This window comes from Halobacillus faecis, from assembly GCF_007991335.1.
Lineage (GTDB): Bacteria > Bacillota > Bacilli > Bacillales > Halobacillaceae > Halobacillus > Halobacillus faecis.
The window spans coordinates 138,796-153,085 of record NZ_BJYD01000024.1 but is presented as its reverse complement, the minus strand read 5'-3'; the positions used below and the strand labels follow the sequence as shown (position 1 = coordinate 153,085).

The 14,290-nt window shown below is 42.8% G+C and carries 7 protein-coding genes; 5 read left to right on the top strand and 2 right to left on the bottom strand.

Annotation, left to right across the window (positions count from 1 at the left end; genetic code table 11):
* The first annotated feature begins 2 nt into the window (after positions 1 to 2).
* Positions 3 to 2,480 carry a cell wall-binding repeat-containing protein gene (locus tag HFA01_RS13655; RefSeq protein ID WP_146817155.1) on the top strand — a complete coding sequence of 826 codons (2,478 nt, stop codon included), beginning with the start codon at positions 3 to 5 and terminating at the stop codon, positions 2,478 to 2,480.
* Positions 2,481 to 2,585: 105 nt separating this feature from the next.
* Here HFA01_RS13655 and HFA01_RS13650 read toward each other — a convergent pair whose 3' ends face one another.
* Entirely contained in the window at positions 2,586 to 5,129 is a 2,544-nt protein-coding gene (locus HFA01_RS13650; RefSeq protein WP_146817153.1) for a cell wall-binding repeat-containing protein, read from the bottom strand.
* Positions 5,130 to 5,380: 251 nt separating this feature from the next.
* On the opposite strand from HFA01_RS13650, the gene HFA01_RS13645 reads away from it, so the two are divergent.
* The 3 genes from HFA01_RS13645 to HFA01_RS13635 all read left to right on the top strand — a co-directional run bounded on the left by HFA01_RS13645 (position 5,381) and on the right by HFA01_RS13635 (position 12,577).
* A complete protein-coding gene (locus HFA01_RS13645; protein WP_167506241.1) occupies positions 5,381 to 5,878 on the top strand; it encodes a BsuPI-related putative proteinase inhibitor in 498 nt (165 codons plus the stop codon).
* Between the two features lie 20 nt (positions 5,879 to 5,898).
* The gene (locus HFA01_RS13640) at positions 5,899 to 7,962 is read left to right on the top strand and encodes a S8 family serine peptidase (protein ID WP_146817149.1); all 2,064 of its coding nucleotides are present in this window, start codon (positions 5,899 to 5,901) and stop codon (positions 7,960 to 7,962) included.
* Positions 7,963 to 8,314: 352 nt separating this feature from the next.
* Positions 8,315 to 12,577, top strand: a complete 4,263-nt coding sequence (locus HFA01_RS13635) for a cell wall-binding repeat-containing protein (protein WP_146817147.1) — start codon at positions 8,315 to 8,317, stop codon at positions 12,575 to 12,577.
* A gap of 151 nt (positions 12,578 to 12,728) precedes the next feature.
* Here HFA01_RS13635 and HFA01_RS13630 read toward each other — a convergent pair whose 3' ends face one another.
* Positions 12,729 to 13,067: a VanZ family protein gene (locus tag HFA01_RS13630; protein ID WP_146817145.1), complete on the bottom strand. Its 339-nt coding sequence runs from the start codon at positions 13,065 to 13,067 to the stop codon at positions 12,729 to 12,731.
* Positions 13,068 to 13,293: 226 nt separating this feature from the next.
* On the opposite strand from HFA01_RS13630, the gene HFA01_RS13625 reads away from it, so the two are divergent.
* Entirely contained in the window at positions 13,294 to 14,235 is a 942-nt protein-coding gene (locus HFA01_RS13625) for an LCP family glycopolymer transferase (RefSeq protein WP_146817143.1), read from the top strand.
* Positions 14,236 to 14,290 lie beyond the last annotated feature (55 nt).

Here is a 14,290-nt window from a genome sequence, read left to right as displayed (position 1 = left end):
TTATGAAAATGGTAAAACCACTTGCAACTGTAGCTGCATCAGGGGCGATTGCTCTTGGTACTTTGGCTTTCCCTTCCGGGGAAGTCAAAGCAGCTGAAGGAGATTTTGATCTGACAATCATGCACAGCAACGATACACACGCTCATTTGGAAAACGTACCAAAGAAGGTTTCTTTAGTGGAGCAACTTCGTGCTGAGCGTGAAAATTCAGTATTGCTGGATGCTGGCGATGTCTTTTCAGGTACGCTTTTCTATAATGAATTTAAAGGTCTTGCTGATCTTCAATTCATGAACATGATGGAATATGATGCTATGGTTCCAGGAAATCACGAATTTGATGATGGTACAGAACCTCTAGCTAAGTTTATTGATGAAGCAGAGTTCCCAATTGTCAGTGCAAACATTGACTATAGCAAAGACGTTAGTCTAAAAGACATGTTCAAAAATGAAATTGGTAAGCCGGGTGAAGGCGGGAACATCTATCCAGCTTCTATTATAGAGGTGGATGGAGAGAAGATTGGAGTATTCGGACTAACGACAGAAGAAACAGCTTTTCTATCAAATCCAGGAGAAGACATTGAATTCCAAGATTACTTGAAAAAAGCGGAAGATACAGTAACGATGCTTGAAGGAGAAGGCGTTAACAAGATTGTTGCTCTTACTCATATCGGTGTCACTTACGATCGTACACTAGCTGAGTCGGTCGAAGGAATTGATGTCGTTGTAGGCGCTCACAGTCACACTACAGTGGAAGAAACAGAGGTTCTAAATGATGGCGAAGGTGACGAACCTACCCTCGTTGTACAAGCAGGAGAATACAATGAATACTTAGGTGACCTACAAGTGTCTTTTGATGATCAAGGTGTCCTTCAAGAATGGGACGGAAAACTGATTGATATTGAAGAAGCGGATGTACAGCCGAATGCAGAAGCTCAAGCATTACTTGAAGAGTTTCAAAAGCCTCTGGAAGAACTTAAGAATGAAGTGGTCGGTGAAACTACTGTTGCATTAAATGGAGAGCGTAGTGATGTTCGTCAAGGTGAAACAAACCTTGGAAACTTAATTACGGACTCTATGCTTGCTAAAGCTCAGAAAGCAGTTCCTGAAACAACGATTGCGATCCAGAATGGTGGAGGTATTCGTGCATCCATCAGTGAAGGTGACATTACAATGGGTGAAGTTTTGACAACCATGCCTTTTGGAAACCAGCTTGTCACTCTTGAATTGACGGGTGAGCAGCTAATGGCTTCACTCGAAAATGGAGTGAGCGATTTAGAAAACATGGGCGGACGTTTTGCTCAGGTCTCCGGTTTGAAGTACACGTTTGATCGTAACCAGCCTGCAGGCGACCGTATTGTGGAAGTACAGACTAAAACGGACGATGGTTATAAGGCTCTGGATATGAACGGCACTTACACTGTTGCAACGAACGCATTCATTGCGGATGGCGGAGATGGTTATGAATCCTTTGCTGAAGCGAAAGCTAATGGAAAGATGAAAGAACTTTTCTTTGTTGACTATGAGGTCTTCAATGAGTACTTAGAGGAGCAGGGAACCGTTTCTCCAGAAGTGGAAGGACGTATTATTGATCAAGTAGCAGAACAAATGAATGATGTAGAACGCATTCAAGGACAAGACCGTTATGAAACAGCGATTGAAATCTCTAAGAAAGGCTGGGAGCAGGCCGATACCGTGGTTATTGCAAGAGGAGATCAGTTTGCGGATGCCCTGGCTGGTGCGCCTTTAGCTTATAAAGAAGATGCTCCGATTCTTTTGACAAAATCGAACAAGCTTGATGCAAGAGTGAAAGAAGAAATTGAACGTCTTGGTGCGACGAATGCGATCGTATTAGGTGGAACAGGAGCCATTTCTTCCTATGTGAAATATCAACTAGAAGGTTTGAACCTGAATGTGGAACGTATTTCCGGTAAGAACCGATATGCCACAGCTGCAAGTATCGCGGCACGTCTAGGCGGCAATCCGGATAACGTCATTGTTGCAGACGGACGCAATTATCCAGATGCCTTGGCTGTAGCTTCTTATGCGGCTAAAGAGGGTTACCCGATTCTTCTTTCCCAAACGGATAAACTACCTGGAATTACAAAGACCGCTCTTGGTGGATTTGACCAGAGTATCATTGTCGGTGGTACAAATGCCGTTTCTGAAAAAGTAGAATCCATGTTGCCGGCTCCAACAAGGTATAAAGGCGAGACGCGTTACGAAACAGCGGCTGTTATCGCTAAAGATCTAATGGCAAGTGAAGAAAATGCTTTTGTTGCAACAGGTATAAATTTTGCTGATGCACTTGCAGGATCTGTTCTGGCGTCGAAGCACGATGCATCGATGCTTCTTGTAAAAGAAGACCAACTGCCTCAAGCTACGCAAAAAGTCATTGAGGACATGGGTCTCAACAACTTCCATGTACTTGGTGGTACGGGAGCTGTTAGTGAGGAAGTAGAAGAAGAACTTAAACAAAAGTAATGGTCCATGTAAGAAGCCTCCACTTTTATAAAAGTGGAGGCTTCTTTTTGTTAAAACCTATGTTCATCCCTCTGCACCACATGGAAAGAAGGAATCTCTTGAGACTTACTCCAAAGACAATTGTAATAAATGGGCCCCGACTTCTTCATTGATCGCTCCAAACCCGCCGAGGATGGTATAGGCTTGTGGCTGATGGCGGTCAATAAAGGCTTCCATCTCTCCAGGGATTTGATTAGTGCGGACAAGGAGAATAGGTTGCTGACGACTGGCTGCAAGGACAGATCCCGTTAAGGCATCGGCAAAGGATTGCCCAGTAACGACAAAAACCTCATCCGTATTCATGTCCAACCCCTCCATGATCTCGACAGCCGTTGCATAACGGTTGCTTCCGGAGAAACGGACGCCGTTTGGCAAATCCGTAAGAATTTGATCGCTGACTACACTTTCTCCCCCGACAACAAACGCTTGATTTACACCACTTGCAATCGGGCGGATTTCTTCTGGTAAGGCCTGTGGTCTTGTTAGTAAGATTGGATACCCCTCTTGTGCAGCATAAGGAGCTGAAGCCAGGGCATCGGGGAAGTTGTGCCCGTATGAAACGAGAGCCTTATCAAAAGAAGAACGACCCTGAAGGCTGAGGAGCTCTTTAGCTATTTCGGCTGAGGTTTGGTAACGATTTTCTCCTGATATCCTTTTCACCTCCAGCCCCATCTGTTTCAATTCCATTTCCACATCTGCATCGATCGCACCGTTTCCTCCAAGAATATAAGCTTCGTTTGCTCCAAGTCTTTCAATCTCGTTTTTCGTTTCCTCACTAAGGGTTTTCGAACGTGTCAATAATATTGGTGCATCCAGTTCATAGGCGAGAGGAGCTCCTGAGAGGGCATCAGGGAAGTCTTGACCTTGCGCAAGTACAATGGTATTTGTTCCATTCCTAAAGCTTTCTCTGGATATTTCAACTGCTGTTTCGTAGCGGTTTTTCCCGTATATTCTAGCAGGCTGGTCCAGCTTTTGTTTCACTTCCAGTTCATAGGCTGTTCTCGACCAGTTTGCATAATAATCTCTCACACCAATATAATACCTACCTCTGTCAGCATAAAAAGACAATGTTTCTGGTTCGCCTTCATAACGGCTGTCTATGGAATAAAGTTCATAAATGACACCATCCACTTCTTGATAGACATTCATGACAGGGTCCATATGTTTCGCGCGATGAGAAAGATTGATGGAAAGCTCTCCTGGATATTTCATCGTAAATGCATACAAATCATTGTCATTTGGGAAATTGAACTTCTCGTTATAGGTTCCGGCCGAGATTTTCTTCGCTCCATCCACCGACCATGTAGAAGTATCAGGACCCATATCGGAAAGTGTGGTAGTAAGGGACTGATAGCCATTGACCTGACCAAAGCCAACGTAGGGGTGGGATTCCTGCCCATAGAGCTGTTCCGCACCATTTTGAAGGGCAAATTCAACTTGATCCGGGTTCCAACCTGGGTGTTTCGATTTGAGTAATGCGGCAAGACCACTGATAATCGGCGCAGAGAAGGAGGTCCCGTCCCCACTTCCATAACTCCCGAAACGGTCAGTACTCACGATCCCCACTCCCGGGGCGGCTACATCGATATGGAGCCCATAATTACTGAATCCGGCTGCCGTTGTTGAACTTCTTGTGGTATCGGTTGCTCCTACGGCAATGACCCAAGGGTAACCGGCAGGGAAGGAGAAAGCGGACGTATCATCATTTCCGGAAGCTGCGACAAGCACGATTCCCTCTTGATAGGCCTGCCAAAGAACATCCTGTAGAAGAGGATCGGGTGTATAGCCACCAAAGCTCATGTTTATAACATCAACGTTTCTATCGATGGCATACTGCACGCCTCTTATAATGGCGGTGGTAGACAAGCCATCCGGTGTACCGACTTTAATCGGCTCCACCTTGACCTTAGGGGAAACGCCGATCACCCCTTTGGTGTTCGCATTGGCAGCAATAATTCCTGTTACGTGAGTCCCATGCCCCACTTCGTCAGACCGTACAGGCCCTGACAAGATGCCGTCAAAACCATCTGTTAAACGAGAAGTCAAATCTTCGTGGGAAGGAGTGACACCTGAATCAATGACAGCTACTTTTACCTGACTGGTTCCTTGAGTAATTTCCCACGCTCTTTCCATATCGATTTCTTTTAAGTAATCCTGCTGACTTCTATAATAAGGATCGCTTGGAAGGTAACTAGGTTGATAGATTTGGTCAGGAGAGGCAGACTCAACTCCAGGAAGCTCATCAATTGTAATAAGTTCTTCTTCATAATCGAGCGATTCAGGAATACGAACGGTCATCCACATTCCAGGGGCCAGTTTCTCTAAAACATCGTTGTCTACAACCTCATATTTATGTAATTTTAGAGTAACCCCGGCATCTTTCTTTTTAATGATTATTTGTCTATCATAAATCTGATCCAAAGGAATGGGTTTCTTTGATTGTGACGTAACTTTTTTAGGCTTGAACTGTGACCTGAATTGATCTTCCTCATGTTGAAAGCTTTGAATTTTCTTAGGTTCTTTTTCAGCTAAAACATAGAAAGGATCAAGGAACATAGACAGACTGGAAAGGAAGAACATCGTGACAACTACCTTTAAAAGATTCTTCATCGATACATCCTCTCTTCTATTGGAATGGGTCAGCCTATAAAGTATATTCCCCTAAATACATAAAATTCCAACCTGTTTTTAGTCATTTAATGTGTGAAAAAATGGGTGAAACGGCTGCCTTTCCATGAGCGTATGAAAACGAACGTTAATAGGAGAGCGTTTATAGAGAAGTTTGTAACAAAAGTAGCTTCATATATTTAAAAATGATGGAATTGCGTGTAAACTGTAAGAAAATGAGAGGAGGAAAAGACTTGGCAAAATTCTGGAGTGTTCTATCTCTCATTCTATTACTTGGTGGGGCGGTCTGGTGGGTAAACGCCTCCTATAACAACCCCCAACAGCGCACCAGTTCAGAAACATCAGGGAGTGAGACCCCGGCATCCAATGATCATAAGAAAGAAGTTCATGCAACCCTTGAATGGAAAGGGGCGAAAATGCAATCCAACCATTTTGAATACGCCATCCATAACGATACGGATGGGCCAATCACTTTACCCTTTCGATCAGGGCAGCGATATGAATACTATGTAAGAGACGGTAAAGGTCAGCTTATCGACACGTATTCAAAAGGGAAAATGTTTACACAGGAAGTGACTGAAAAAGTCATCGAACCTGGAGAAACATACACAGAAAAAATTATGCTCTCCCCGCTGCCGCCAGGATCCTATGTAATAGAAGTGGAGTCTGTATCCGAATATAAGAATAAATTTAAAAAGATCGCTAAATTTGAAGTGAAAGATCAAGAGTAAAATAAAGGGGAAGAAACAACATGAAGCATTATCAGTACACAGCTATCCTGATGATCCTTATAGGATCTATTTTTTTTTCGTATACGGAAGTGGCACAAGCAGAAGGAAATGAAGTCAAAATCATTGTGAAATATAAAGACAAAATTACAGCTGCATCTAAAAAATCTTCTTCTCCTGTAGATATTATTTCCACGCGTAAAGAAGATGTTCAGAAAAAAGTGGCTGCTTTAAAGAAAGACCCTGATATTGAATACATAGAAATGGATACGAAGGTTTATTCACAAGGAGAGTATCCTAACGACAACTATTACGATAAACAAGAAGTTACGCTTGAAGCCATCCATGCCCAAGAAGGATGGGAGACTTTCCAAGAGGAAAAGTTTGATGAAGATACAGTGGTCGCCGTTATTGATTCCGGGGTTCAGTTGAATCACCCGGACTTGAAGGGACAACTATTGGAAGGGAAAAACTTCGTAAATCCTGATCAGCCGCCTGAAGATCATTATGGACATGGCACCCATGTGGCTGGTTTGATCAGTGCACTGACAAATAATGAAGAAGGCGTCGCTTCCGTATCCCGCGGCAAAACGAAAATCCTACCCGTGAAGATTATGGAAGCAAATGAAGGGAATGTGACGGATCTTATTGATGGCATTACTTATGCAGTTGATCAAGACGCAGATGTTATCAATTTGAGCCTTGGTACATATAACTATAAGTTCGGTTTAGCTGATGCTATTCAATATGCACAGGAGCAGGGGGTTCTCGTTGTGGGGGCTGCAGGAAATGATAACCGTAATGAGACCTTGTATCCTGCCGCTCTTGAAGGTGTGCTGGCTGTTGGAAGTTTTAATACAGAGACACAATCCAAGGCCTCCTTCTCCAATTATGGTTCAGGCGTGGATGTAGTGACACCAGGGGAAGGGATCTGGAGTACATATAAAGAAAGTGGATACGAAGCTATGGATGGGACGAGCATGTCGACAGGGCATGTGAGTTCACTTGCCGCTTTGCTGATAGAAAACTCTCCCTATCTAACAGGAAAACAAGTGGGCAAATTAATACAAGCCTCATCGACAAAGCTTAGTGGCGAGTTTCTGTTAGGGAATGGAATGATTCATGCAGGCGATACCTTGAGTAATGTGAAACAGTACCAACGAATATCAGGTTCGACTTCCGTTGAAACTTCTGTGGAAGTTTCTCAAGAAGGGTGGACAGGTTTGGAGGAGAAGGAGCTTACCATTAATGGAAAAGAAGTCAAAGGGAAGTTTGTTATCCTGGCCACAGCCAAGGATTTCCCTGACAGCTTAGCCGCGTCTCCGCTCGCTTCTTATTTGAACAGTCCAGTTCTGCTTGAACTGAAGCAGGAAATATCACCTTCGATATTAAAAGAACTAGAAAGATTGGATGCGTCTGATGTGCTTCTTATTGGAGGGACCAACGCTTTGTCGAAAGACGTGCAATCTTCTTTGGCATCTAATGGATACAACACTCACCGTATATTCGGGGAAGATCGGTACCAGACAGCTGTGGCTGTCAATCAATTGATTCCATTTGATACCAATAAAGCGTTCATTGTTTCTGGACAAGAATTCCCTGATGCTCTCTCTGCTTCCGGATACAGCGCGATGAATGGATACCCTGTCCTTTATGTGCGCCATGATCGCATCCCGGGTGTTGTGAGTGATTATATGAAAGCTGAAAATATAACGAAGAATTATATTGTAGGAGGATCCGTGCCTGTTTCTGAAGAAGTGGAAAAGGAGCTCCCGGACCCGAACCCTCTAAGAATTGCAGGAAAAGATCGTTACGCAACGAATTATGAAATGCACCGCATCTTTGGAAATGAAGAGGCGAGAACCATTTATTTTGTGACTGGTCGTAACTTCCCGGATGCTATGGCAGCAGCTCCTCTTGCCGTTCAATCGGAAAGCCCTGTTATGATTACCCAGGAGAATCAAGAGATCATAACAAGCAAAAATATACGGTTGTTCGATCATAGAGAGGAGTACCATATCGTAGGAGGAACGGTCCCTATCCCTGCACCTTACGCATGGAAGATTGACCATACTTTTTACCAGTGATAGAAAAGCTTGCTCCCTGATTATGTTGGACACTTGAAATCTAAAAAAATAACTAGGATAAAGGTAGAAAGCACCTGATGGGTATAGGGCTTTCTACCTTTATTTTTTTATAAATATTTTAACTGGTTACCTTTTCCAATTTGTTGAAATGGGTCATTGGTTTTATTTAACAGCAGTCTTTTCAACCTATGTATTTACAATTATCAAAATTGAGTGAATATTCATTGACGCAGACACATCTTTACATTACAATAAAAATTGTAATTTTTTGAAATTGTTTGTTAAAAAAGGGAGGGAAGGATTAGGTAGATTTACACCGATTCACATAAAATTTGGGAGGTTATACACTTTGGTGTCAAACAAAAAGAATGCTAAGAAAAAAGCCTTAAGTGTTTTCGCCAGTGCAGCTATTGTCGCTTCTTCTTTCGCTGGAGTTAGTACATACAGTCCAGGAGCCGTTCAAGCAGAAACCACCAGTGAAGTGAAGAAATTTAATACTCTATTAAACTATAAGGAAGTCGTTTCTCTTGCAAATAATGAAGAGAATGTGCAAGAACTTGTCATTATTGGTAACGGGAAAGTCGATGCTACCAAGCAACTTGAAAAGCTTGGAGTCAAAGTCAAACAAAATCATAGGAACTATGGTTATCTGGCTGATGTTCCTACAAATAAAATCTTTGATGTTGTGAAACTGGATGCTGTACGTACTGTCGGAGATAATGCAGAGGTACAACTAGCACCAACTCCAGAAGACTCTGAGTCTAAAGGGAATAGTGATGTTAATACAGAGGGTAGCGTAAGTCCTGATCAGCTGGAAACTCACCCGGCTGCTGGCGTGGACGATTTTCACGGGAAATTTGATGGAGAAGGTACGACCGTAGCGATTATTGATTCTGGTCCAGACCCTGGGCATGAGTCTTTCACAGATCTTCCTGAAGTAGAAGAAGGAGAAGATGCTGAAGAAGTCTTCGCGGAAACGAGAAAATTTGGGGATTCTAAGATTGTTAATGTTAGAGATTATACGGTCTCGAATTATCATCGCACCGAAACAGGGGTTTTTCCAGTAGAAGACCGTTACAAGCAGTTTGTTGAAGAACAGTCTTATGATTATTTCTCTGAGGGTGATGTCGTTTTCATGCCTTTAAATGAAGAGCAGAAAAATGACATGGGTATCACAGAAGAAGGCGATGTTTACTATGGCCAGACCCACTTCAATGCTATGGCAGATTTGAATGGTGATGGGGAACAGCCAGAAGAAGTAGATGGAGAAATCCAGGGGAATCCAGACAACTTTGGTGTTCTTCTTATTGGAGATGAGTTGTATATCGATACGGATATGGACAGTGACTTCTCTGATGAGACAGCGTATGAAAATGAGGAAGCTGGGACATTTGATATCGATGTGACCGATGATACGGTAGGCGCGAACTTCCGTGTTAATGACCTTGATTACTATGAGGATCGGTTTGGAATCCGTACGGTTAACTTGTTCACTGATTTCAATGGCCATGGTTCACACGTAGCAGGTATTACGGCTGCTAATGGTCCGTTACGTGATAATGAGACAGGAGCCGTAGCTGGAGAAGGTGTCGCACCTGAAGCTGATCTTGTTGGGATGCGTGTATTCGAAGAAGCAGGTGGAGCTTACACTTGGAGCATTCAGAAAGCCATGATCGATGCAGCACTCCCTGAAGATATGGGTGGATTTGATGCAGACGTAGCCAACTTGAGTCTAGGTTCCCTACCTGATTTGAATATCGGTGAAGGCAGCTATGGAGAGCTCATGACTCTTCTCAGCGATGACTATGACATCGTCTTCGTTACATCTGCAGGTAACAGTGGTCCGGGCGTAGATTCTGTCGGATCCCCTGGTGATGTGGGAAGTGTTATTTCTGTTGGTGCCTACATTAATTCAGAAATGTGGGCTAAAGAATATGGCAGCTATCCATACGGTAAGGATGCTGAAGGTAATCCACTTGATGGAGAAGGTTTATGGTACTTCTCATCTGTAGGTCCTAACGAAATAGGAGATCAGAAGCCGGACGTTGTAGCTCCAGGATCTGCATTTGCTGCGGAGCCTGTCCATCAGCATGGTAGCTTAGATTCAGCCTATGGTGTGAAGCAGGGAACGAGTATGTCTGCTCCATATGTTGCCGGTGCAGTAGCGCTGTTGAAATCTGCGGCCTTGAAAGACCGCCTGCCATTTGATTATGAGCTGGCTAAAGAAGCATTGGTTCAAACATCGAGAGAACTTGATGGTTATAACCGTGCTCAGCAAGGTGCTGGACTTATCGATGTACCAGCAGCATACGAATATATGCGCGAACATTTCGTCAATGAAGTCAAGGATGTTGAAGTAACCGTCTACCATGGTGAGAAAGTAGCCGGTGGCCCTGGCCTTTATGTTCGTAACAAGGATATACCTGAAACGGTCGAAGTCCTTGTAGAGAACCCTTCCGATGAAGAGAAAAACTTAGAAATCACAGCGACTCACGATTGGTTCACACCGTCAGTTAGTGAACTTACACTAGGTGCGGGTGAACATGAATACATCACGGTCAGCTATGATGCGTCGAAACTGGAAACAGGTGTAAACGCTGGTAATCTGATTTTCAATGACCCATCCACTCACTATGTGGAAGCAAGAAGTGCTCAGACAATCATGACTGGGTATGAGTTTACAGCAGACAATAAACACCGCTTCCGTGATAATGGTGAAGTTCAGTCTTCCCAAACCAAAGGCTATACATTTGATGTAGAGTCTGGCTTAAGTGAACTGCGTTTCTCTTTAAACGCGCTTACTGAAGGTGGAGATTATGAAGGACGCGTCCGAATGATGATTTTCAATCCTGATGGTACACAAGTCAATGATTACGTTGGCTATGCTGGATATGGATCAGGTGGATTGGATGTTGAAGACTTTGTCGTTCCATCTCCTGAACCGGGTGTATGGGAAGTTCATGTCTATGGAACAACAGCTCCAGAAGAAGGAAAGGAAGTCCATGAATATACGCTTGAAGCTGTAGCACAAGATGTGGTGGCTAGTCCAGGCCGTATAGATTTGGGCAAAGTTTCGACTTCAGAGGAGATCAATGAAGAAATCACATTTACCAACTATTTGAGAGATTCTGCGGATGTGAAATTTGAAACCGTGGCTTTCTCCGGCCCATTATCCAAGACACTTACAGGAGAAGTCACTCAAGATAGTGACGAAAATCAAAGAGATGGTGATCTAATTGATATTACCATCGAAAACAACGTATCCTTAAGCGTTGATGTATCTCCAGAAACAGCAGCAGATCTTGATTTGTTCCTGTTTGATGAAGATCAAAATATTGTAGCGTACAGTGCAACTGCATCAGATAGCGAAGCCTTTTCCGTCACTGGACTTCCGGATGGGGAGTATCAGATTGGTGTGGATTATTTCGGTAATGGATCAGATACAGTGAACTATACGTTGAACATGACTGAGGAAAAAGTATTGTCCTACGATACAACAGAGGAAACTCAAGGTTCTGTAGAGACGAGTGCTGAAGCGACAACCCTGGGTGTAGGTGAATCTATAGATGTTCCTGTGTCTATTACAACACCTGATGAACCAATGAAGGGTTATGCAGCATTGTACATGTTAGATGCCAACACTGATGAAGTCCTTGACCTTGTTCCTATCACGACGGATGCCGATGTCGTGGACGTGCTTTCTGGTGCGACCCGTACAGAAACGGCTATTGAAATTTCCAAGGATCTTTATCCTGATGGCGGAGCCGATACAGTCATCGTCACAACTGGCTATGACTTCCCGGATGCTTTGTCTGCTGGACCACTAGCTTCTGCTACCAATGCACCTATTATCCCGGTTAACAGCAAAGGTACATTGGATGATAATGCCCTTGCCGAAATCGAACGTCTTGGAGCTGAAAATGTATATGTATTAGGTGGAACAGGTGCTGTTGATAAGGAAGTATTCACTCAGTTGAATACCATCAGTATCGCTTCCGATAATATCAAGCGCTTGTCCGACGATACACGTTACGGTACAAACCTTGAGATTGTCAAAGAGCTGCAAAGTGAGTATGGCTTTGAAGGAAATGGTGTTTTCTTAGCCACTGGTAAGAACTATGCAGATGCGTTGAGCGCAGCTTCTATCGCTGGTGCAAACGGCATGCCAATTGTTCTTACAAATGGTGAGGATCTTTCTGAAGAAGCTCTTGAAATACTGGAAAATGAAGATGTTTATGTCGCTGGTGGTACGGGAGTTGTATCTGATGAAGTCTTAGCTCAGGCAGATGAAGTAGCCTTGTCTGTAGAAAGACTGTCAGGGAAAAACCGTTACGGCACACTTGTAGCACTTCTTAAAGAGTTTGGTCACAGCACAGATCAACTTTATGCAGCAAGTGGAGCGAACTATCCAGATGCACTAGCTGCTGCCCCTCTGGTAACGGCAAATGACGGTCTGCTTCTATTGGTTGACGATGAAAGACTTCCAAAAGAAGTAGATGCTTATCTTACGAAGTACGTCTACACGAATGACATTTCTTCTGTAACCGTACTTGGTGGCGACGGTGCTGTCAGCCCAGAAGTAAGAGAAGCGCTTCAGAAGAAAGTAACGGAATAAGCTTGATGAAGAGTCGCTCAATATGAGCGGCTCTTTTTTTTATGAAGGCCTGTTAGAAGAATGAATGAGATTATTTTCTAAACATATTAACATCCATAATCAGTTAAGAAGAGTTATAAAATTGATAGGGAAATTACATACGCTACGGTTATTAAAGAGATGTTTTGTTGCGCATTGTGATAAAATCGCTGTCTACTTTTGCTGCTGTTAATTCTTGTTTCCTCTTTCGTAATTGATAGAGAGTAACTATCGTATAAGTAGACCATACACCTATCCAATCTTTAATTAAGTCGTTGACAGTAAACGAACGGCCCTCAACAAACAGTTGATGGACTTCGTCTACTAGGCCATAAGAAGCAGCAAATATAGCTGCCAACAAATTCGTCATTATAGTAAGTCGATGGTGAGTCTTAAGAGCTAGTAGAATAAACACATATAATAGTGCGAATTCAATGAGATGCAAACTTTCAAGGATGAAGCCCAAAGTCATTGGAACCACTCCATAATTTTCTTAATTGGCAAACTTGATTGGATCCAAATGAGAATCATATAAAAAATGGGTAGTATGGTGAAAAATATCTTTCTCATCGTTCTTCCTCCCTTTACTTTTTAATAGTATGGGATTTTTTTCATTTTTTTATAATCGTACAATTGTTAGTCTTACATTCTAATATTATAATGGAATGAAATAGTAAATAAGGTGGAGAGGTTTGTAAATGAGACGTTCTGAGAAACACAAGAAGAAGAAAACACGATGGTGGAAAATTACGCTTATAACACTATTACTTCTACTTATTCCGGCAGGGGTTTATAGTTATTCTCTGTATAGTGGAGCCAAAAACACAGTAGATTCAAAGATGCATAAAGAGGTTGCCTCCATTGATCATAAATTGACGGAGAAAAAACGGAAGGACAAGGAGTCCTTGAACATCTTGTTAATGGGAGTAGATGAAAGAGCCGGAGATTCCGGTCGCTCTGATGCCTTGATGGTCTTGTCCGTTGACCCGAACAACAATCGCAGCCAAATCATAAGCATTCCTCGGGATACTCGCACAGAGATGGTTGGAAATTCCTCACAGGCAGGTAAATTGGACAAAATCAATCATGCGTATGCTTTTGGTGGAGCCGACATGGCCATTCAAACGGTTGAGAACTTCCTTGATATCGGTCTTGATTACTATGTACAAGTTAACATGGAAGGCTTAGAAGAAATGGTGGATGCAGTCGGAGGAATTACCATTCAAAACGATATCGAATGGTATGGAAAGAATAACTTCCATTATAAAAAAGGTGAACTTACAATGAACGGGAAAGAAGCCCTTGGTTATGTAAGAATGAGATACGAAGATCCTAAGGGGGACCTTGGAAGAAACGAACGTCAGCGCAAGGTCATCCAGGGAATTGTAGATAAAGGGATAAACGTTGGATCTATTAGCCAAACTGGTGAAATCATAGATGTTCTAGGTAAAAATGTATCTACAAATATGGATTTCGATACAATGCAGGACTTGATGAGAAATTATAGTGGAGCAAGAAAGAATTTATCAACCTATCAAATGACAGGTCAAGGTACTAGGATCAATGGTATTTATTATTTAGAAGTTCCAAATCAGGAAGTCCAAGATGTTCGAGAAATGATCATGGATTATCATTCTTAAGCTACTCTTTTAAGAGTGGCTTTTTTCTTTGCTTTTTGTATAAATTTCATTATGT

What these genes read in the sequence shown, in the direction of transcription:
- HFA01_RS13630 (WP_146817145.1), bottom strand. Translation starts at nt 13,067, where the DNA reads ATGACTTTGGGCTTCATCCTTGAAAGTTTGCATCTCATTGAATTCGCA.
- HFA01_RS13640 (WP_146817149.1), top strand. Translation starts at nt 5,899, where the DNA reads ATGAAGCATTATCAGTACACAGCTATCCTGATGATCCTTATAGGATCT.
- HFA01_RS13655 (WP_146817155.1), top strand. Translation starts at nt 3, where the DNA reads ATGAAAATGGTAAAACCACTTGCAACTGTAGCTGCATCAGGGGCGATT.
- HFA01_RS13625 (WP_146817143.1), top strand. Translation starts at nt 13,294, where the DNA reads ATGAGACGTTCTGAGAAACACAAGAAGAAGAAAACACGATGGTGGAAA.
- HFA01_RS13650 (WP_146817153.1), bottom strand. Translation starts at nt 5,129, where the DNA reads ATGAAGAATCTTTTAAAGGTAGTTGTCACGATGTTCTTCCTTTCCAGT.